This window comes from Paenarthrobacter aurescens, from assembly GCF_041549525.1.
In the GTDB taxonomy this organism is placed as follows: domain Bacteria; phylum Actinomycetota; class Actinomycetes; order Actinomycetales; family Micrococcaceae; genus Arthrobacter; species Arthrobacter aurescens.
The window spans coordinates 4,138,021-4,157,890 of sequence record NZ_CP157456.1 but is presented as its reverse complement, the minus strand read 5'-3'; the positions used below and the strand labels follow the sequence as shown (position 1 = coordinate 4,157,890).

General features: G+C 61.9%; 16 protein-coding genes. 7 read left to right on the top strand and 9 right to left on the bottom strand.

Features of this window, described 5'->3' with window-relative positions:
* Positions 1-29: 29 nt before the first annotated feature.
* From ABI796_RS19300 to ABI796_RS19285, 4 genes are all read right to left on the bottom strand, one after another.
* The gene (locus ABI796_RS19300) at positions 30-1,541 is read right to left on the bottom strand and encodes a leucyl aminopeptidase (protein ID WP_141286594.1); all 1,512 of its coding nucleotides are present in this window, start codon (positions 1,539-1,541) and stop codon (positions 30-32) included.
* The gene (locus tag ABI796_RS19295) at positions 1,538-3,271 is read right to left on the bottom strand and encodes an MFS transporter (RefSeq protein WP_141286592.1); all 1,734 of its coding nucleotides are present in this window, start codon (positions 3,269-3,271) and stop codon (positions 1,538-1,540) included. Before ABI796_RS19295 ends, ABI796_RS19300 begins: the two co-directional genes overlap by 4 nt.
* A 181-nt stretch (positions 3,272-3,452) precedes the next feature.
* Entirely contained in the window at positions 3,453-5,255 is a 1,803-nt protein-coding gene (locus ABI796_RS19290) for an SLC13 family permease (RefSeq protein WP_141286590.1), read from the bottom strand.
* A 115-nt stretch (positions 5,256-5,370) separates the two neighbouring features.
* Positions 5,371-8,115, bottom strand: a complete 2,745-nt coding sequence (locus ABI796_RS19285; RefSeq protein ID WP_303446796.1) for a LuxR C-terminal-related transcriptional regulator — start codon at positions 8,113-8,115, stop codon at positions 5,371-5,373.
* Between the two features lie 90 nt (positions 8,116-8,205).
* On the opposite strand from ABI796_RS19285, the gene ABI796_RS19280 reads away from it, so the two are divergent.
* Entirely contained in the window at positions 8,206-8,841 is a 636-nt protein-coding gene (locus tag ABI796_RS19280; protein WP_246095914.1) for a DedA family protein, read from the top strand.
* A 34-nt stretch (positions 8,842-8,875) separates the two neighbouring features.
* Here the strand turns inward: ABI796_RS19280 and cls are convergent, their stop codons facing one another.
* From cls to ABI796_RS19265, 3 genes are read right to left on the bottom strand one after another with little or no spacing between them, the layout of a single operon-like run.
* A complete protein-coding gene (gene cls / locus ABI796_RS19275; RefSeq protein WP_141286710.1) occupies positions 8,876-10,384 on the bottom strand; it encodes a cardiolipin synthase in 1,509 nt (502 codons plus the stop codon).
* A 5-nt stretch (positions 10,385-10,389) separates the two neighbouring features.
* Positions 10,390-11,454 (bottom strand): AI-2E family transporter, encoded by a 1,065-nt coding sequence (locus ABI796_RS19270; protein ID WP_141286708.1) that lies wholly within the window; start codon positions 11,452-11,454, stop codon positions 10,390-10,392.
* Between the two features lie 45 nt (positions 11,455-11,499).
* Positions 11,500-11,877, bottom strand: a complete 378-nt coding sequence (locus ABI796_RS19265) for a hypothetical protein (RefSeq protein ID WP_141286707.1) — start codon at positions 11,875-11,877, stop codon at positions 11,500-11,502.
* A 319-nt stretch (positions 11,878-12,196) separates the two neighbouring features.
* On the opposite strand from ABI796_RS19265, the gene ABI796_RS19260 reads away from it, so the two are divergent.
* Positions 12,197-13,525, top strand: a complete 1,329-nt coding sequence (locus tag ABI796_RS19260; RefSeq protein ID WP_141286705.1) for a hypothetical protein — start codon at positions 12,197-12,199, stop codon at positions 13,523-13,525.
* 57 nt (positions 13,526-13,582) lie between these two features.
* Here ABI796_RS19260 and ABI796_RS19255 read toward each other — a convergent pair whose 3' ends face one another.
* Entirely contained in the window at positions 13,583-14,338 is a 756-nt protein-coding gene (locus ABI796_RS19255) for a ZIP family metal transporter (protein ID WP_141286703.1), read from the bottom strand.
* 301 nt (positions 14,339-14,639) lie between these two features.
* Between ABI796_RS19255 and ABI796_RS19250 the strand changes: the two genes are divergently transcribed.
* The 3 genes from ABI796_RS19250 (at position 14,640) to ABI796_RS19240 (ending at position 16,172) form a co-directional block, all read left to right on the top strand.
* Positions 14,640-15,248: a TasA family protein gene (locus tag ABI796_RS19250; RefSeq protein ID WP_344761910.1), complete on the top strand. Its 609-nt coding sequence runs from the start codon at positions 14,640-14,642 to the stop codon at positions 15,246-15,248.
* A 181-nt stretch (positions 15,249-15,429) separates the two neighbouring features.
* Positions 15,430-15,747: a hypothetical protein gene (locus tag ABI796_RS19245; protein ID WP_141286720.1), complete on the top strand. Its 318-nt coding sequence runs from the start codon at positions 15,430-15,432 to the stop codon at positions 15,745-15,747.
* Complete coding sequence (locus ABI796_RS19240; protein ID WP_141286718.1) at positions 15,744-16,172, top strand: Hpt domain-containing protein; 429 nt, start codon at positions 15,744-15,746, stop codon at positions 16,170-16,172. The genes ABI796_RS19245 and ABI796_RS19240 overlap by 4 nt, the downstream gene beginning before the upstream one ends.
* Before the next feature lie 60 nt (positions 16,173-16,232).
* Here ABI796_RS19240 and ABI796_RS19235 read toward each other — a convergent pair whose 3' ends face one another.
* Positions 16,233-17,531, bottom strand: a complete 1,299-nt coding sequence (locus ABI796_RS19235) for an MFS transporter (protein ID WP_373091990.1) — start codon at positions 17,529-17,531, stop codon at positions 16,233-16,235.
* 265 nt (positions 17,532-17,796) lie between these two features.
* On the opposite strand from ABI796_RS19235, the gene ABI796_RS19230 reads away from it, so the two are divergent.
* Complete coding sequence (locus tag ABI796_RS19230; RefSeq protein WP_141286722.1) at positions 17,797-18,537, top strand: IclR family transcriptional regulator; 741 nt, start codon at positions 17,797-17,799, stop codon at positions 18,535-18,537.
* 118 nt (positions 18,538-18,655) lie between these two features.
* A complete protein-coding gene (locus ABI796_RS19225; protein ID WP_141286714.1) occupies positions 18,656-19,843 on the top strand; it encodes a 4-hydroxybenzoate 3-monooxygenase in 1,188 nt (395 codons plus the stop codon).
* The last annotated feature ends 27 nt before the right edge of the window (positions 19,844-19,870 follow it).

Here is a 19,870-nt window from a genome sequence, read left to right as displayed (position 1 = left end):
GCTGTTCATGGAGGGCCGGGGCCTCTTTGCTACCTGGCTGAGTAGCCCAAGGCCAAATCAATCAGCAGGCGGGCGCCAAATCCCGTGGCCCCTTTGCTTCGCCACGCATCGTCCTTATCCGACTGCATGGTGCCGGCAATGTCTATGTGGGCCCAGGGAGTGTCCCCAACGAACTCGGCCAAAAACAGCGCCGCTGTGGTTGAACCGGCGTAGGGCCCGCCCAGATTGGAAATGTCAGCGACATCGGAATCCAGCTGGGGGCGGTAAGCCCGTTCCAAGGGCAGCTGCCACACTTGTTCATCAGCATTGCCGCCGGACTCCAGGACACGGTCCACCAAGGGTTGATCATTCCCGAACACGGGAGCGGTGAGCTGACCCAAGGACATCAGGGCAGCACCGGTGAGGGTGGCAATATCAACAATTCCGTCCACCTGGTCTTCCACCGCCAGCGTCATGGCATCGCACATCACCAGGCGACCTTCGGCGTCGGTATTTTTCACCTCTATGGTGAGGCCGCTGCGGGTGGTGAGGACGTCTCCCAACTTGTACGCCGAACCCGAGGGCATGTTGTCCGTGCACATCAGGAATCCGGTAACCGCGGATTTGCACTCAAGATCCCGGAGTGCCGTGAAGACGGCCAACACCGCGGCCGCCCCGCCCATGTCCATCTTCATGAGCAGGTGCATGGGGTCGCTCGGTTTGAGGCTGACGCCCCCGGAGTCGTACATGATGCCCTTGCCCACCAAACCGAGGTGGCCTGTGGGTGAGCCCTCGGGCTTGTAGCTGAGTTTGATCATTCGCGGTTCCTGGGCGCTGCCGGCATTGACGCCCAGGAGGCCTCCGCAGCGGAGGTCAATGAGTTGCTGCTTGTTGAACTCCTCCACGGTGAATCCGAACCGCTTGCCAAGTTCCTGGGACACCTCGCCCAAACCGGCGGCCGTAAGGTGGCTCGGCGGGGCATTGCACAGATCGCGGGCTATGGTGGCGGCCCTGACTTTCACCCGGCCCGTGGCCACACCCCGCTCCGCGGCTTCCCTGTCCAGGCCCGGGGCAAGGAACTGGACCTCGCTCAACGCAGTCTGCTTGCCCCTGCTCTTGAGCGTGTCATAGCTGTAGCGTGCCAGCAGCACGCCCTCAGCCAACACCTGCCCCAAACGCTCGGCATCAATGGAGGAGGAATCTGAGAGCTCCAAGCCGATCCGGGAGTGGCGCTGGGTAGCGCGGACCAGGGCAGCGGCAGCCTTACGCCAACCGTCTGCGTCCAGTGAACCCGGTTTACCGCCACCCACAGCCACCACCAGGGTCCCTGAGGCATTGGCCAACTGCAGTGTGGTTCCCGGTTTCGCGTCGAAGCCCGCGCTTTCCAGAGCCTCCCGGTGCAGACCCACGGACGCGGGAACATCACCCTCTGAGGGGACCACTACGCCTATTGAATCGAGCTGATCGAAGCCGTCCACAAAATGCAGCTCAGCTTGGTCAGCATCAAGGGACGGGACGGCTGAGAAGCGTTCCGGGATCAGTTTGTAAGGTTCGTGGTTCACCGTTTTACCCGTTCTGTTGGTGCTTGGTCTGGTGTTGCCGAGACCGCTGTGACCGCACGGTCCGCGGGCAGATCCGGCTCCGGAATGGCATCCGGGTCATCGGGTTCAAGCTGCTCAGGCAGGTCGCCCTTCATCCGGCCCGGCATGCGCCCCGCCGGGACAATGGCCAGCAAGGCAAGGCCGGACAACCCCAGGAGGGAAATCTGCAGGGCCCGCAGACGCGCTTCTTCGTTGACTTCAATCGCGGCCGCCAACTCCCCCGGACTGCTCACGCGATCGCCGATAACCCCCTCCACCTGGGCATTGGTGAGGAAGTCCGCCTCGTTGACGTTCACCTTATAGATCAACTCCTGGGACACCTCGGGATGCTCCGCGGCGCCGGTGGCGATCAAGCTGGACAGCATTCCGACGGCGAACGCGCTCGCCACCGCTATGCCCACGCTTCCGGAAAGGTTATGGACAAGCCCACGCCAGGCTCCGACGTCGCCGGCCAACTCGCGCGGAACCGCGCTGAGAAGCGTGTTGAACACCAAAGCGACGATCGCGCCTTGGCCGAGCCCCAGGAGGATCAGGCCCAACACCACAAAGAGCTGCCCCCAGTCGTTGCGGATGGTGAAGGCGAGCAGTACAAGCGCGCCCGCAACCACCACAAAGCCACCTTGGGCGATGGTACGTGGCGGGAATTTGTCGTACAGGAACGCCACAAAGGTGCTCGCGAGGAAGATGGACAACGTGTAAGGAATGATCGAGAACGAGGTTTCAATGCTGGATCTTCCCTGCACAATCTGCATGTACAGGGGAATCAGGAAGTTCGCTGCTGTGCCCACGAACAGCATGATGGCCATGCAGGCAGTCACGGCGAGTTCGGAGCTTGAGGCAAGAACCCTGAGGTCAAAAATCCGGGGGAGCTTGGCGTCCTGGCGTTTCCGGATCCACATGAAGAACACCTGGCCGGCGATCGCTCCGAGAAGGATCAGGAGCGGCGCGGGCGAGAGTCCCAGGATCTCGAATGGTGCCTGGCTGGTTGCGAACCAGGTGCCCCAGGCGGACAAGCCGCTGAAGCCGAAGCTCAACAGGATAACGGCCACCGCGGCGATGACTGAACCGGTCCAGTCGATCTTCAGCAAAGGTTGTGCCGGGACGGTCTTGAGCTTGAAGCTCAACAGCAGGTTGATGGCGCCCAGGATCACCATGAGGCCGAACGAGTAGCGCCAGCCGATGGTTGTTGCGAACCAGCCGGCAATCAGCAGGGCCAGGACGCCCGCGGCCGGAATGGCAGCCGCCAGGAGCCCAATGGCTTTGGCTTGCTGCTGGTCCTTGTAATTGGTGGCGATGAAGACCGTGAGCGCTGGTGCGATCAGTGCAATAACAGCGCCCGAAGAAGCCTGGGCAATGAACAGCATTGCGGGACTGAGGCTAAGTGCCACACCTGCCATGGCGGCGGCATGAATGGCGACGGCAATCTGGAACACCTTTCGCGTTCCGAACCGGGCCCCCAGCTTCGCTCCCAACAAAATGAAAGCCGCCATCGAGAAAGTTCCGGCAGTGATGGCAGTGCCCACGGATGTTGCTGCAGTATCCAGGTCGGTGGTGATGCCCTGCATGGAAACCGTCAAGGCGTTCACAGCGAACGATGCCTGGATTTGGGTGAGGACCACTACGATCAAGGGCAGCCATGAAGCCGCCTTGACGGGTGGTGATTTTTCTTTGGTGGTGTGGTCACTGGCCATGTCTTGCTCCTGATGTGCTCTGCCCGTCCTTGAAGGAGCGGGCCTCTGAATACCTCACAGCGGTGTTGGCGGAACGGTGTACGGGTTTGCCTCGGCGGTTGATCTCCAATCCTTGGTTGCTGGTCTTGCTGGTCTTGCTGGTCTTGCTGGTCTTGCTGGGGCTGATGGGTCCGGAAGCGTCCTAATTCTGAAGCGGCCAAAAAACGGGCACCAGCAGAATGGCCACGGCCGCATAGAGGGCCATGATCGCCAGCCCGAACTTCCAGTAATCGCCGAAGCGGTATCCTGCCGGCTGCATGATCATCATGTTGGCCGGAGTTGCCACCGGCGTCAGCAAGGCAGCAGAGGAAGCCACGGACACGCACATCAGCACGGCATAGGGATTGATGGAGGACTCCTGGGCCACGGAGAGGGCAATGGGAATGATGATCAACGCTGTGGCAGTGTTACTGATCAGCTGCCCCAGGACCGCGGTGACAACGAACAGCCCCACCAGCAACAACAAAGGCCCGCCACCTCCCACCACAGCCACCATCCCCTCAGCCAGGATCTCCGCGGTGCCCGTTGAGGTGATGGCCGTGGACAACGGGATCATCCCGGCCACCAGGATCAGCGTGGTCCACGCCATGGAACGGTGGGCCTGCTGAACCGTAACCACCCGAAGAACCACCATGGCCAGTGCGGCCAGCAGTGCGGCAACCGGTGCCGGGACGAGGTTGGTAGCCAACAGGATCACCATGATCCCCACCACGATCAGTGCTGGTGTGGCGCGTGGCCCCAAGGGGACGGTCTGCCTGCGGATAGTGTCCGGCGAGTCCACCAACAAGACGTTGTGATCTACCGTGTGCTGGTCCAGGGCAGACCATGTTCCTTGGAGAAGCAACCTGTCGCCGGCAGTGATGAGGGTCCGCCCTGACGACTCCGGCTCGCCCGGATGGTGATGAGCCAACACCACAAGATCTCCGCTGTCCGTCACCATGCCCGGGTAGGCCTCCGTGCCAACAAGGTTTGACCTTGGCGCAACCACAACTTCGGCCACTCCATAGCTCCTGCTGATGAGTCCACAAGTGGCATCATCATCCTGTGTCAGGCCGTGCCGGGCTGCCAAGGCGTCGATCGTTGGCTGGCCACCGCGAACCACAATCTCATCGCCCTGTTCAAACACGCTGTTCTCGGACGGCTTGCCGTCCTGCCCCTGCACGCTGATGAGGTGGAGATGACCGCCGTCGTGCTCGTCCTGAAGGCAGGCAACAGGCTGGCCCACCAAGGCAGAACCGGAGGGAATGCTGAGCCGGCTCAACCCATCACCGCCCAGGTAATGGCTCATGAGCGTTTCACCATGGGAGCCCAAATCCTTGGGGAGTGCATCCGGGGTCCTGGTGGGCAAAAGCCGCGGACCCAACCAAAGGGTCAACCCGATGGTTCCCAACAGCAGCGGAAGCCCCACCAGACCGAATTCAAAAAAACCGATCCCGGTTCCGGTGGTGTCCAGCGCCGCATTGAGGATGAGGATATTCACCGGGGAACCGGTCAGGATCAGCAAGGACCCCGCATGCGCCGCGAACGCCATGGGCATGAGCAGCTCGGAAGGACGCCTGCCCAGCCGAACAGCCAAAACAACCACCATGGGAAGCAACGCAGCCACTGCACCGTTGACGCTGATAAGTGCCGTCAGCAAGGCCGTAAGAACCATCATCAGCACCATGAGGCGGGTGCGGCTGGTCCCGGAAAACCTGATCAACAGGCTCCCCAGCCACGTCGTCACGCCTGCAGCATCAATAGCCTCCGCCACCACGAACAACGCAGCGATCAACACCACTGTCCCGCTGCCGAAGCCGGCAAACGTATCGTCCAGACTCACAATGCCAGTGCCGTACACGGCCAAAGCTGCCCCCAACGCCACCACTTCCACCGGCAGACGGTTCCACACGAACGCAGCAATCACCACGACGAGCACCAACAAGGTGACGGTGACGTCTGTCATGAGTGCCTTGGGCAACCCGAAGGATCTTTGGCCAGCATTCTTTCAGACTAGATCCGGGTTCCCGCCGCAGGCTCACCTCATTCAGGTGAGTGATGGGCGTCATCCGAGGTCACGGCTAGGGCAAGTATCCACCCTTGTAGGCTGCGGCCACGGCGTCATGCCGTGAACCGGCTCCCAGCTTCGAATAGATAATGCGAACGTGCGTCTTCACAGTGTTCACGGACAGATGCAATTCCGCTGCCATCTGTTCCTGCGACAAGTGCGACGGAAGGAGGCTGAGGACTTCCCGTTCCCGGGGCGTTAGCGACTGCGCTCGCCGGGCGTCGGTGGGCGGACGCAAGGAAAGCACGCGCTGAGCCAGAGCCTCGTGGGGACCGTAGGCACCCACTCTTTCCATCAAGAGACCGATCACTTCCTGGGGAGCTATGGCCAATGGCCTGAGAACGTCCAGTTCACCGGCCAGATGGAAGGCTTCGTCCAGAAGCTTGCCGGCCAGCGTCCGCCGTCCGGTTCTCAGGGCCATGGAGCATTCCAGAACGTTGACGTGGAGCTTGGTCCATTCCAGGAGCGGTTTCACCGCGCCGGTGTGCAGGGGTTTGAGGCGATCCGTGGCGGCATCAAAGCGGCTGATCCCGGCGGGTCCCTGGGCGCGCAGGAGGCAAAGCTCACCCGTACCTGGAATCAAGTCTTCCGCCCAGTCCAACACCTCACGGGCATGGTCAGCATGTCCCAGTGCCAATGCAGCCGAGTGCTCAATGACGGCGATGGAAGCGGCCAGTGGCTGGGCAAAGACGTGGTCCCTGCCGATACGCAACCGGGCCTGGCGCAATCCCTCAAGCGCGTTGCGCCTGTCGCCGGAATCCAGATGCGCGCATGCTGTGATAATTTCCAGGGTGGCGCGCATGGCGCCTCCCACCCCTTTGGAAGAAGAACCGAGCTGTCCGAGTTCAGCCAGGCCTGCCGACGTGAACTCCAGGGCTTTCCTCGGTTCAGCGCGCAGCAGCGCAGCCGAGGCATGCATTAGGGATCCGGTAGACCGGCCCGCCCCGGCCGTCCACATCTGTGCTGGCAGATTCTCCTCCGCGAGGTGCAGGAATTCACTGGCACGGCGGAGGCGGCCCTGCATAGAGTACGTTGCGGCGAGTTTGAGGTAGACCTTGCCGGCGAGGTAGGCGTTACCTGCCTCGGTGGCTTCGATCAGGGCTGCGGAAGCTTCGTTCTCCGCTGTTCCATAATTCCCCTCCACCAGTGCGGCCGTGACCGTCACCATTTTCGCTTCGATACGAACATCGCTGTGCCGTGAAAAAGTGAGGGCGGCGTATTCCACGGTGGCCTTAGGGTCTTGTTCCTCCCACCCGTCGCTGAACCAGGACAGGCGCGCTTTCGCCAACGCCTGCAATTCGCGGAGCTCGGGAGGCGAATCATCGCTCCGGTTGCGGTTTGCCACCGCCATGTAGCGCGAAGCCGTGGTGGGCTGCCGGCTCTCCACGTGCGCCAACGCGGCAACCACGCAGAGCTTGGGGCTCACGGTAAACAGGGAATCGGGCAACGCCGCGATCGCGCGGCGGACATGAATCACTTCACCTGATCCCAAAAGTGCTGCGCCATGCTGTTCAAGGATGTCTCCGATCAGACCGTGATCCGAGGAGTCCATTGCGTGCCTGAGCGCCGCAACAGGGTCACCGGCGTGCTCATGCCAGCGCGCCGCAATCCGGCTGTAGCGGATCAGTTCGTCAGGCTGCTTGCGAGCCAAATCGGCCCTGAAATGTGCGCGGATCAAGGGGTGGACCAGGAAGACGCTCCGCCCGCTGCCTGCCGACTCCACAATTCCCCTGTCATCAGCCAGGCCGGAGAGGACCAGCCCCGCATTCCGGTTGCCGGCAAGGGTGCTGGCCTGCGCGGCAACAACCACGCGGCAGACACTGGTGCTGGAAAGGACGTGCCGCTCTTCACAGGAAAGATCCCGGATGATCTGGTGATCCAGGAAATCAGCGAGCTGCCGGTTGTTGGCTGCGAGGTCTCCCAAGGGGACGTCAGGGTTGGCGGCTTCGCGCAAGTAACGCAACGCAAGCACCACACAAGCCGGCCACCCTGCGGTCTGCCTGAAAAGCTCACGCAGTTGAGGCATCCCCATCAGAGTGGTGGTTTTCACGGCCAGGACATTGATGTCATCCATGGTGAACGCGAGGTCCTTGGTGCCCAACTCAACCACGCGGCCACTAAGACGGGCAGGTCCGGGATCAACCGCTGTGTTGTCCCGGTATGCCAACGCCAACTGGATCGGCTGGCTCACTTGGTTGAACTGGCTCACTTGGTTGAACTGGCTCACTTGGTTGAACTGGCTCACTTGGTTGAACTGGCTCACTTGGTTGAACTGGCTCACCTGGTTGAACTGGCTCACTTGGTTTAGCAGGGCCGGTATCCAGTAGTCCCGTTCATCCGGATCAATACCGTCCACGCCGTCAATCACCAGACGGATGGTGGTGCCGGTGGCGCTCAATATCCGGGCCAGTTCTCCCAGTACCTCCACGGGATCCTGTTCTGTTCCGGAGAAGAGCTGCAGTGCGCCGGGCGGAATGGCAGGGCACCGCCGCAGCGTCTGCAACATGGCGGGCCACAGGGCATTCCGGTTGTGTTGGTTGGGGGTGAGCCATGCAACGTTGTGCCGTTGACCTTCCAGCCACTGCTTCAAGAGGACTGTTTTTCCGTACCCCGCGGGAGCGCACATCAGGACGATACCGGCCGGGCCATCAAGTTTGGCCGTGAGTCGGGAGCGAGCCAGGAGGGCCAAAGGCGGCCCAGGGGCCGGGGTTGGCTTCAGGCTCAAGAGGTCCGGGCGGGTACCACCTTGGTCGTCCACTCCTTCAGTGTAGGTGCGGGGGATCGAGGATTCACCCGGTAAAGGCGATCCGCGTGGCGGGCCGGGGACGTAAGGATGATCCTGGCGGCCGTGAGACGCTTGGACGAGGCCCGGGAGAGGGGTTTCACCATGCAGGCTTTCAGGGACATCATGAGTGCCGCGGACTCCGGATGGGTCTACCCGCTGGGGGCGATTTTTGTTGCAGTCTCGGCCATCTTCCCGCCAATCCCCACTACGTCATTGTTCGTTGCTTTGGGGGCACTGTCCGCTACCTACAACGTTCCCAACGGCTTCCTGCTGGCGGCAGCCATGTTGGCCGGGGCCGTGGCCGGCGATCTGGGCGTCTATGAGTTGGTCAGGCGCCGCGATATGGCCAACTGGAAGATCCTCCGGGGTCCCCGCACCCAAAAGGCCCTGCACGCTTCCCGGGAGCGCCTGGCCAAGCATGCAGCCTCGTGGGTCCTGACGTCCAGATTCGTTCCCATGGGGCGGCTGACTATGAATGTGGCCAGTGCCATCACCCCGGTTCCGCGGGGCAGGTTCATCCTGTATTCAGCGGCCGCAGGGGTCCTCTGGTCTGCGTACTCCGTGGGCATTGGGGCCCTCTCGGGACTTCTGCCGGGGCTGTCCCCGGAGCTGGCTGTGGTCATTGCCATAGCGTTTTCCCTGCTGCTGGGCCGGGCCATCAGCGCCGGAGTGACGTGGTACCTCCAGCTCGATGACTGAGTTAACCCAACCGCGCCAGTAACACTCCCTGCAGCTACTGAAGAGAGGACGTAAGCCGCGCCAGGTTGTCCAGCGCCACGTGGCCTACCGGCCGCCGGAGCCAGTCTTCCAGCAGCAACTCGGTGCTGGCAGCCCGATAACTGTCTTCGACCGCACGCATCCTGTCCACCATGGAGCGTCCGTGGACCAGTACGGAAACTTCCATGTTGAGGCTGAAGGACCGAACGTCCATGTTGCTTGAGCCGATCACCGCTACGTCGTAGTCCACCGTGAAGTGCTTGGCGTGCAGGACCTGCGGAGCTTTGTAAAGGTAGATCCGGACGCCCGCACGCAGCAATACCTCGTAGTAAGAACGCTGTGCGTGGTAGACCATGGCCTGATCGCCCACTTCGGAGACGAAGAGCTCCACGCTGAGGCCGCGGGAGGCTGCGGTGATGATGGCCAACTGGATGGCCTCGTCCGGCACGAAGTAGGGGCTGGTGATGCTGACCCTGTGCTCTGCTTTGTAAATCAGGGTGGTGTAGAGCTTGAGGTTGTTGTCATTGTCGAAGCTGGGGCCGCTGGGCAGCACTTGTGCGTCGATCAGCTCAGGCGCTGAGCCTAGGACCACAGGGGACGTATCCAGCGGCAGCAGCGTCTCGGATTCGCTGTACCAATCAGTGACGAACACAGCATCCAGCTCCCGAACCACAGGACCTTCCAGCCTCACCATCAACTCATGCCATTGGAGGCCCCGTTTGATGTTGCTCTTCTTGTTGTAGGAAGCGTCAATGAGATTCTGCGATCCTGTGTAACCCACCTTGCCGTCCATCACCAGCAGCTTGCGGTGGTTGCGAAGGTCCGGGCGCTGCCATTGTCCTTTGAAGGGGCGCAGAGGAAGCATGGCATGCCATTGGGCGCCCATGTCATCAAAGGCGCGCACCATCTTCCCGTAGGTGGGATCACGGACCGCCGCCAAATGATCGAACAGGACCCTCACCGGCACACCGCGCCTGCAGGCCCTCGCCATCGCATCAAAGAACGGTGCCGTGGTGGGATCCAGCGCCAAAATGTAGAACTCCACGTGTACGTACTCCGTGGCGGCGTCAATGTCCACGATCATGCGGTCAAAGCATCCCGTGTAGTCCTCCAGCAGCTCTGCCCTGTTTCCGCCCACCATGGGCAGCGCGCCCAGCCTGAGGTTAAGTTCGACGGCGGAACGCAGCCAAGCGGGCCAGTCCTCACTGTGACTTACGGCTGAGAGGCCAGGCGTCCGTGCCAGCATGAGCTCGTTGACGACGCGCTGTTTTTGGCGCCTGGCTTTGGGAAGCTTGCCCCGGCCCACCAACAGGAAAGCCACCATTCCCAAGTAGGGGATGAAAACAATCGCGAGTACCCAGGCGATGGCGGAGGACGGCTTGCGATTGGCGGAGACCATTACCGCCGCTATTGATCCGAGCACAATGTGGAGCGCCAGCAGGATCAAGGCCACAGCATCGGCGTCGTGCAGTAGTTCCTGGAAACCAGGCAGTAGTTCCTGGAAATTACGCAGTAGTTCTTGCATGCGCGCTACTTGGCGTTCTGCTGAGGTATGACTACCTTCTTGATGATTAGCAAAATTGAGGCAGTGGTGGGGCACGCTATCAGCGCCCCTAGCAGCCCCAGGAGAGTCCCGCCCACCATGGCCCCAATGAGAACCAGTGAGCCGGGGATACTGATTGCTTTGCCCACCACCCGGGGCGTCAGGATGTAGGCCTCTACCTGCATGTAGGCCAGCATGATGAGGAAAACCACCAGTGCCGTTGCCGGGGAGGTGAAAAGCGAAACAACAGTGATGATTGCGGTGCTTATTGCGCTGCCCACCAAAGGTATGAGGGTGATGGGGAATGCCAGCACTGCGAGCACCGCGGCGTACCGAACGCCGGCAACCGAGAGGACAATGAAGGTGAAGATCGCATTGAACAGGGCAAGAACTGCCATGCCGCTCAGATATTTGCCAACAGAGGCAATAATTGTTTCGGAGATATCGGCGAATGACTCACGACGCGATGCTGGAACCAGTGCGTAAAGGCTTGATTTCATGACTTCGTGGCCGGCCACAAAATACAGGGTGAGAACTACTACGAAGACCACGGCAAAGGCGCCATTGACCACGTTGTAGCCCACTTGCACGGCGCCGCCGCCAATGGCCAGCCATACGTTGGGATCAGCGGCGGAGGTTTCCAGCCATTCCAGCAGCGGGGTCAGCGCGCCACCCAACGAACCGTTGAAATCCCTGAACCAGCTCTGTTCGCCTACTGCATCGAAGCTTGAAGGAAGCACCCGAACAAGGGTGGCGCCCTCCTCCGCCAGAATCGGGACAATAAAGCGGATCAGCACGGCCACCACCAGCAGGAAGCCAACCGCTACGGCCAGGACCGCGCCACCGCGGGAAAGTTTCCAGCGTTCCAGCCAACGGACCAGGGGATAGAGGCCGAGTGAGATGAATAAGGCGGCAAAGATCAAAGTCAGCGAGTAGCGCAGAGTGATGACCGCGGAGCCCAAAGCCAGGGCAACCAGTACACCGAGTGCCGCGATAAGCCCGAATTTGAACGGTCCGCCTTCCAATAGCGGGAATGCCTTCAATCGAGTCATACGGACCCTTTCGGCCGAACTTGAGTGGCGGACCACAGCCCCGGATCAGGCCAGGGCGATCTCCTTGAGCCGAGCGTACTCGGCCTCATTGATATCTCCAGCAACCAGAAGCGCTTTAGCCGCTTCGATTTGTTGCGTGGGGGTTGGGGCTCCGGCTACTTCGCGAATGTAATTCTCCGCTTCCTCAACTGATTCCCTGACGCGGATTTCACTGCGCAAGGCCATTCCCTTGCCGCGCATGATGACGTAGATCAATGCGGAGATAAAGGGAGCCGCGAAGAGGCACAGGATCCACAGTGCTTTCACGCCGCCGCTCAACGCTTTGTCACGGAGAAGATCAGAAATTATTTGAAAGAGAAGGATCAGATATGCAACAAAGAAGAATGCAACAATGATGCTCCACAACGATTCCAAGAAGTTCATGGTGTCTTTCCATTCGTTCCTTCGGCCCGGGGCAGGACCGCGTCATCCCCAGTGGAAATCCTTTTTCGGCAGGATCACACCACCATTCTCGATTCGCCCGCGTCCAACTGCGCGCGCCTTGATGGGATCGGTATCGAATGGACAGAAAGATCACCCACTAAGGGTGAGCCCCGATTCGGTGGTGTTTGACCCCAAAGCTCGGCGGGAGGGCGATTGCCCGCCGGTCACAAATCCCCCGTAGCCCGGCGGCTGTGGACGGCGTCCGGAGGTCGGTTACGCTGCTCAAAGTCACACCACTTCCGCACGCATAGGGTCACCAATGACGCACTCTTTCGCCGCCGACAACGCCGTCCCGCAGTTGGAAAAACGGTCGGAACCTTCGCTTGAACACAGCGCCCTTGTTGGACACAGCGTGACCGGTACCGCCTTGGGAGCGTTCGGAATGGCGGCCGTCATCGGCGTGCTCGCGGTTTTCCTCCACCTCGTGGGGCAGTATTCACCGCAGATTGGTCCCGGCTATGCGGGGTGGCCGCAGGATGCCAGTGCCGGTCCCTTGCCCGCAGTTCGCTGGTTCCTTGGAGACATCACCGAACCCCTGTTCTACAAATCAGACCTTGCGGCGCTGGGACTGCTGGCAGGTGCCGCGACCGCATGGTGGCTTGGCCGGCGACGCATCTCCTGGGCGGGCTCGCTCAGTTACCGTTCCGGGCTTTGGCCATGGATTCTGGCTTCGGCGTCGCTGAGTCTGATGCTGTCCAACCTGATGTTCGGATGGATGCTCGACGCCGGGTGGCAGCCCACGTTCGTGCCCTTTGTGTGCGTCGCTCCCGCCATGGTTCTCCTGTATGGGGCGGGGTGGAGGACCTGCGTCACGGGTGCTTTCCTGGGGGCAGTGACCACCACACCGTTGGCGTTGCTCTTCATCCCCACCCTCTCAGCGCCTCTGGGCCTGCCGGCGGTTGTGGCAAGCGTGGCCGCCATGTCAGTGGGTTCGGTCATCTCGTTCCTCGTGGCCCGACGCCTGCCGTGGCTGGTCCTGCGGGAGGCTCGAGAGGCCCGGGAGGCCCGGGAAGCCCGGGAGGCTCGGAAATTTCCGGAGGATGGCTCGGTTCGGGAGGGCCGCGAAGTCTTCGCGGCGACGCAACCGGTGCTGCCGCCGTCGAGCCCTAAAAGGAGCGTCGTGAACGAGGCCGCTTGGGCGGCCCGGCGTGTACTTAAGGACTTCACGGAAACCCACTTCTTCGCCAACGAGCTCGCCGGGGCCTGCGTGATTCTGGCCGTGGCAGCGGCGTTTGTCCTCAACCCGGGGCTGCCGTCCTATGGGGTGGGTCTGCTGCCGCACATTCTCTTTGCCCAAGCGTTGACCTCGGCGATTGGAATCACGCTCTGGCGGGGCTGGTACCGCGACGGCGGATGGGCGGCCACCTACGCGTCCGTGGTGTCAGTCGCTCCGGCTGCGGTCCTTGCCTGCGGCGGCTCCTGGCAGGGAATTGTTGGCGGCGCCTTGCTGGGTGCTGTCCTCGCGCCGCCTGTGGCCCGGGCCGTTTCGGCGCGGCTGCCGGCGGGCTTCCACCCGGTCATTGGCAACACGGCGGCCATGGCAATCTCGACGGCGGTCGCGTTGCCGGTGCTTGGGCTGCTGCCCTAAAACGTGGGCCTTGTGCCGGCAGATAGTTGGCCGGTCTGTCTCCTCGCCCGTGACCGGTCAGCCGCCAATATGATGAATCGTAAAGGCACTCAGGAAGCCGACGGCGGCCGTAAGCCCTGTGAGGTTGTGGTGCTCTTCGAAGGCCTCAGGGATCATGGTGTCGGCAAGCATGGCCAGGATTCCGCCCGCGGCGATTGCGGTGATGAATGCGATCACACTGTCAGGAGCATTTTCCAAGGCTGTGTATCCCAGCAATGCAGCGAGTCCGCTGAATACGGCGATGCCAGCCCATGTGCCAAAGACGTAGGCGGGGCTGCGTCCGGCCTTCTTCATGCCTGCTGTGCTGGACAGGCCTTCCGGAACGTTGGAAATGAAGACCGCTGCGAGCATGGCCGGGCTGACTGCGCCACCTGCGAGGAGGCCAACTCCCAGCACTACGGATTCCGGGATGCCGTCAATCAGGGCACCCACCGCGATCGCCGTGCCGCTACCAGGGGAGTCCTTCTCTGAGGGCTGCGCCCCTCCGGAGCGTTTCCGGTGCTTGGCTCCGGCCCGGGCCAGCAGGACATTGGAGCCCACAAAGATCACGGCGCCCAAAAGGAAACCCAGGATGGTGGGAAGGAGTCCGCCGCCCTCCACGGCTTCATCAACGAGTTCGAAAGCCAATGCAGAAATCAAGACGCCAGCACCGAAGGCCATTACCGTGGATACAATTTTGGGCGGCACTTTCCAGATCCACGCAATGCCCGCCCCGAGGACCAAAGCACCACCGGCCAGCGTTCCCCACAACAAGGCTTGCAACCACATCGGCATTTGTAACGCCCTCTCTTCGGCCTTCCACGTGCATCAAGAAGTGTTGCACATGGCCTCAGTGACTCTCCTAAACGGCTCAGTTGGTTGGTGGGGTTGGGTGCTCGATTGGGAGGCTGGGTTGGGGTCTGGTTGGAGGCTGGGTTGGCTTGCGGGAGTCTTGAGGTTTTCCTGAGGCAGTGTTGACCGTTCACAGGATTTGTTCTTGATCCACGCCCGACACAGTAGAACGTGTCAGCCAGAGAGGCTGGAAAAGAACGGCCGGCCGGTCTCACGGTGGCCTCCCGAAAGGAAACTGATCCTCATGGCCATCAGCCTCAAAACCACCTCCGGCAAAATCCTCGCCTCCGTCGCACTGGTCGGCACCGCAGCCGCCGTGGCCGGCATGGGCACCTACGGCGCGTTCACGTCCTCCACCTCCGCCTCCCAGGCAGTCACCGCAGGCACCGTCACCATAGCCCTGGGCGCACCCGGACCGGCCAACACCCTCAACGTCCCCGTCGCGGGACTGCTGCCCGGTGACAAGGTCGAAAAACTCGTCACCCTGGCCAACACCGGCAACTCAGACCTGAACAACGTCACCCTCACCACCTCCGCCGGGGCCACCGGCTCCCTGCTCACCACCGACGCCACCAACGGCCTGCAACTGACCATCGAAAACTGCAGTGTTCCCTGGACCGGCGCCACCGCACCCTACAACTGCACCGGCACCCGCAGCACCGTCCTGGCCTCCGGACCCGTGATCGCAGCGAACAAAGCCCTGAACAACCTCACCTCCCTGACCTCAGCCAAAACCGACAACCTCAAAATCACCACCGCGTTCCCCACCACCGCGAACAACGACTTCCAAGGCGCCACCTCCACCATCGCCTTCGCCTTCACCGGCACCCAACGCACCGAAACCACCAAATAAGCACTGCCCCCAGAACCACCAGGTAAGTAGAAGAATCACCACCAGCCCCGCCGGACCTGGTCGGGCGCCCCCCTGCCCGATCAGGTCCGCCGGTATTGGCCATCCGCACCCACGGCTCAGAACGCCGGGCATTCTTGATCCCCCGCAAGCTTCACCTCAGGCACGAAAGGAAACGCCAGGCATGAGCGCATTCAGCACCAGCACCAGCACCACCTCTGCAGCCCACGGCCGGCGTTCCGTCGCACCAACCCATGAATCTGCGTCGTTCCTGGTGGCCGCGCTCTTCCTTGGAGCCCCGCATTCCCCTGAGGCGGCGCTCTTCCTTGGAGCCCCCAAGACCGCCGCTGTGAAGCAGCCCGCAGCGGCCACAACTTCATCCCATACCCATCCGGGCGCATTACCCCGGGTGGCCGGCAACGTGGTCGAAGGCTCCATCAGGGCCCAAGGCCTCACCGCGTCAACACCGCGCAGTGCAGTTGCCCCAGGTGGCCAGCGGTGAGTGAAGACCCAGCACCTACAGCAGAGGCCACCATCCTGGAACCGTGCAGACTGCAGGAGTTGGCTGATGAGTTGGGTGACTCAATCCCGGCACTCGGCTTCCTCTCCAATTACCTGTCCATGCTGCCGCACCGGATGCTGAGCATCTCCAGGGGCTTATGCGGGCACGATTCCGAGGCAAGCATGGATGCCATCCTGAGTCTCAAGATCTCCTCGGCCATGGTGGGTGCCCTGGAAACAGAGGACCAATGCCGGGCCATCGAACTGATGATCCGTGAAGACCTCTTTGACTCCGCTATGCAGGCATTTCCAGCCCTTCAGCACTCCACGGACCGCTGCTTCGCGGCAGGACCGCAGTTGCTGGGGCAGGCGAGGGAGTCACTCTGCACCGGCATTCGGACTTCGCATCATTCCCGGACAATGTAGGTGCAAGTTTCGGGTGCCCGGCAGTGCCCGTTTAGGTGCCTCGCGGGTGCATGCTGAGGTTCAGCGCCCAACCGGCACGTCGGTCTCAACTGCCTTAATCTCATGCGGCACCAGGAACAGCGCAGCTACGGCCAAGAGCCCGGCGGCGGCAAACACGTAGAAGCCTGCAGGGTAGGCGATGTTTGCCGCAACCAGAGTGCCCGTCACTGCGGGTCCCACGATCGCGCCTAGCCTGCCCACCCCTGCTGCGAAGCCCAGGGCGGTTCCGCGAAGGCGGGGCGGGAAGAGTTGGCTGACCCAGGCATAGACCAGCACTTGGGAGCTGAAGACGAACACACCGGTGACGAACACGGCTGCGTTGAGCAGGAACTCGTTCTGGATCTTGACGCTCAGGATTGCCAGGAACACCGCAGACAATCCAAACCACATCAGCACGATCTTCTTAGTGCCGTGTTTATCGGCCAGGATTCCGGCAAGGAACAGGCCCGCGACGGCGCCCAGGTTCAGGACGAGCAGCAGTGTGAGGCCGGTGCTGACGGGGTATCCGGCGGCGGCCATCAGCTGCGGCAGCCACGTGTTCAAACCGTAGACCAGCAGAAGGCCCATGAACGAGGCGATGCCAATCCCCACGGCCACCATGGGATACGGCTTCTGCAGGAGATCGCGGAAGCCCGTCTTTGGTTTGGTGGTTGTTGAACTCCCGACGGCGTGCGGCGCCTTCGAGGCGGCAGCGGCCTGTCGCTGCTCTGCTTTTGCGGAGTGGTCATTGGCGGGCGCTGCTTCAGGCAATGATTCCGGGAGTTTTGCCCACAGGAAGGGCAAAAGTGCCAGGCCGGCAACGCCACCGATGACGAACATGAGCCGCCAGTTTGGCACGATGAAAATCGCCAGGAGCGCCGTTGCTACGGCGCCAACGTGATAGCCGGTCATGGTGCGGGTGGTGGACTTGCCAGCGGATCCGGCGGGAGCGTAGTCGTTGATGTACGCCAAAGCGGCGGGGAGGCACGCGCCCAAACCCAGTCCGGCCAACATGCGCAGCAGGGAGAAGACCGCCACGTTCGGGGCAAAGGCCACTCCGATTGTGAAAAGCGAGAAGCTTGCCACGCAGGCGATCAGTAGTTTGCGGCGCCCGAACTTGTCCGAGAGCGGTGCGATGAACAAGGCGCCCAAGCCCACGCCCACCAAGGAAATGGTGGCGGCGAAGGTGGCACCGAACGCGTCGAAGCCAAGCTCGCCGGTCTTGATGAGAGTTGGAATGACGGTACCCAGCACCACGAGGTCGAAGCCGTCCAACACCATGGCCAGCCAACAGAGCCAAACGGGGCATTGGGAGCGGCGGGCAGATGACATCGTTGGCATAGCGTCCTCGGTACTTCTCAGATGGGCGGTCCCGGCAACCGGAACGGTCGGTCGGTCAGTTATGAGAGTTGTATCACCGCCTCATGTTGTCCGTCACACGTTATACCATTGAATGGAAGGCGGCACTTCATCTGCCGGGCCGGGAAGCCTTGGAGCCACGCTATCCGGCAGCGTCACCCGGCGGTCCGCCACCATGATCCGCCGGTTCCGCAACATGACCCGCCGACGCGTACCACCCGCCGGCCAGCAAGCAAAGGAGCACACCATGGCCAACTCTGCGTCGGGTGATTCCGTGGTTGACCGCGTGGTGCGGGTGATCGAGGCCTTCCCGGAGGGGGTCACGTCGTTGCAGCTGAGCGAACTGGCTGACCGTTCCGGGCTCCCGTTGTCATCGGCCCACCGTCTGGTCCGGCAACTCTCCGAGCATGGCCTCCTTGATCTTGGTGCCGGCGGGACAGTGCGGTTGGGGCTGCGCTTATGGGAACTCGTGAATCGGAATTCCCCCACCCTGGCCCTCAGGCAGGCGGCCATGCCCTTCATGGAAGACATCCAACAAGTCCTGAATCAGAATGTGAACCTGGCAGTGCTCGACGGCTGGGAGGCGCTCTTTGTAGAGCGACTTTCACGGCGGGGATCGGTGGCCAACCGGGCACGAATCGCCGGACGAATGCCAGTCCATATTTCTTCGGCAGGGCTCGCCCTGATGGCATACCAGTCGCGGGAGCTGCAGGCGGAGTACCTCGAACAATTCGTTGATCCGTCCGGAAAGCTGACTGCCGGCGTCGTGCGTCATCTTTTGGCCGAAGCGGCACAGCAAGGATACGCGCAACTGGCTGGTGTGGTGGATCCGGATACTTGGGGAATTGCGGTTCCGGTGATGAACGCCAAGCGTCGCACGGTAGCAGCGCTGGGGGTGGTTGTGCCGTTGGCCGAGATGCGGTTGCAAGCGCTGGTCCCCGCGCTCCAAACGGCTGCTCGGGGGATTGGTCGGCAACTCGGCGACTAAATGCTGATTTCCGTTCAACGGAATCCCTGTAACGTCAATCACGCCCCGCGGGCCACACTGAATCCAGATTCATCCCGCTTCAAAGCAAGCAGGGATCCGCAACGAAGCGAGGAAAAACATGGCACGCACAACGATCACCACCCAAGTGGCCATCATGGGCGCGGGCCCCGCCGGCCTGATGCTCTCCCACCTGCTGGCACGGCAGGGCATCGAGTCCGTGGTGGTGGAAATCCGCAGCCGCAAGGAAATCCAGGAAACCGTCCGTGCAGGCATCCTCGAGCACGGTACCGTGAACCTGCTGGTCGACTCCGGTGTTTCGGACAGGGTGCTGCGCGAGGGCGACAGGCACGACGGAATCGAACTGCGGTTCAACGGCGAGAGCCACCGCATCAACTTCAAAGAACTCGTGGGCGAATCGGTGTGGCTGTACCCGCAGACGGACGTTTTCGCGGATCTCGCCGCCAGGCGGGAGGCCGACGGCGGTGACGTCCGGTACAGCGTTACGGACACCACTGTGCACAACCTTGAAGGCAAGCCACAGGTCTGGTTCACCGACGCCGACGGCCAGGACTTCGAAATCCAAGCTGATTTCCTGGTGGGTGCCGATGGGTCCCGCAGCCACTGCCGATTCCAAATCCCGGAAGCCGACCGGAAGTGGTACTTCCACGAATACCCGTTTGCATGGTTCGGGATTCTCGCCGAAGCCCCCCGCAGCGCTGACGAACTCATCTACGCCAACTCCGGGAACGGATTCGCGCTGATTAGCCAGCGTACGGAAACGGTCCAACGCATGTACTTCCAGTGCGACCCCAAGGAGAACGTGGCCGACTGGGACGATGACCGCATCTGGACCGAGTTCCGCAAGCGCGTCAACGGCAACGGGTTTGAGCTTAAGGAGGGCCCGGTCTTGGAAAAGATGGTGCTGCCGTTCCGCAGCTTCGTGCACACCCCCATGCGTCACGGCAACCTCTTCCTCGCCGGCGATGCCGCACACACAGTCCCGCCCACCGGGGCCAAGGGCCTCAATCTTGCCATCCATGACGTCAAGGTGCTCTTCGAGGGCCTGGATTCTTACTACTCCAAAGGTTCCACTGCGCTGCTCGATTCCTACAGCGACCGTGCACTTGACCGCGTGTGGAAGGCCCAACACTTCTCCTACTGGATGACGTCGATGCTGCACACGGTGCCAGGTGCCGGTGACTTCGACCGCGCCCGCCAGCTCGGTGAGCTCCACTCTGTGGTCACGTCCGAGCACGCCAAGGCGTATCTGGCGGAGTCGTACACGGGCTGGCCGACCTCGCACTAAACCCGAGCAGGCACGCACTAAACCCGA

Excerpts from the sequence above, each read along its gene's own strand:
- ABI796_RS19295 (WP_141286592.1), bottom strand. The coding sequence starts at position 3,271 with ATGGCCAGTGACCACACCACCAAAGAAAAATCACCACCCGTCAAGGCG.
- ABI796_RS19290 (WP_141286590.1), bottom strand. The coding sequence starts at position 5,255 with ATGACAGACGTCACCGTCACCTTGTTGGTGCTCGTCGTGGTGATTGCT.
- cls (WP_141286710.1), bottom strand. The coding sequence starts at position 10,384 with ATGCAAGAACTACTGCGTAATTTCCAGGAACTACTGCCTGGTTTCCAG.
- ABI796_RS19270 (WP_141286708.1), bottom strand. The coding sequence starts at position 11,454 with ATGACTCGATTGAAGGCATTCCCGCTATTGGAAGGCGGACCGTTCAAA.
- ABI796_RS19265 (WP_141286707.1), bottom strand. The coding sequence starts at position 11,877 with ATGAACTTCTTGGAATCGTTGTGGAGCATCATTGTTGCATTCTTCTTT.
- ABI796_RS19260 (WP_141286705.1), top strand. The coding sequence starts at position 12,197 with ATGACGCACTCTTTCGCCGCCGACAACGCCGTCCCGCAGTTGGAAAAA.
- ABI796_RS19255 (WP_141286703.1), bottom strand. The coding sequence starts at position 14,338 with ATGCCGATGTGGTTGCAAGCCTTGTTGTGGGGAACGCTGGCCGGTGGT.
- ABI796_RS19250 (WP_344761910.1), top strand. The coding sequence starts at position 14,640 with ATGGCCATCAGCCTCAAAACCACCTCCGGCAAAATCCTCGCCTCCGTC.
- ABI796_RS19245 (WP_141286720.1), top strand. The coding sequence starts at position 15,430 with ATGAGCGCATTCAGCACCAGCACCAGCACCACCTCTGCAGCCCACGGC.
- ABI796_RS19235 (WP_373091990.1), bottom strand. The coding sequence starts at position 17,531 with ATGCCAACGATGTCATCTGCCCGCCGCTCCCAATGCCCCGTTTGGCTC.
- ABI796_RS19230 (WP_141286722.1), top strand. The coding sequence starts at position 17,797 with ATGGCCAACTCTGCGTCGGGTGATTCCGTGGTTGACCGCGTGGTGCGG.
- ABI796_RS19225 (WP_141286714.1), top strand. The coding sequence starts at position 18,656 with ATGGCACGCACAACGATCACCACCCAAGTGGCCATCATGGGCGCGGGC.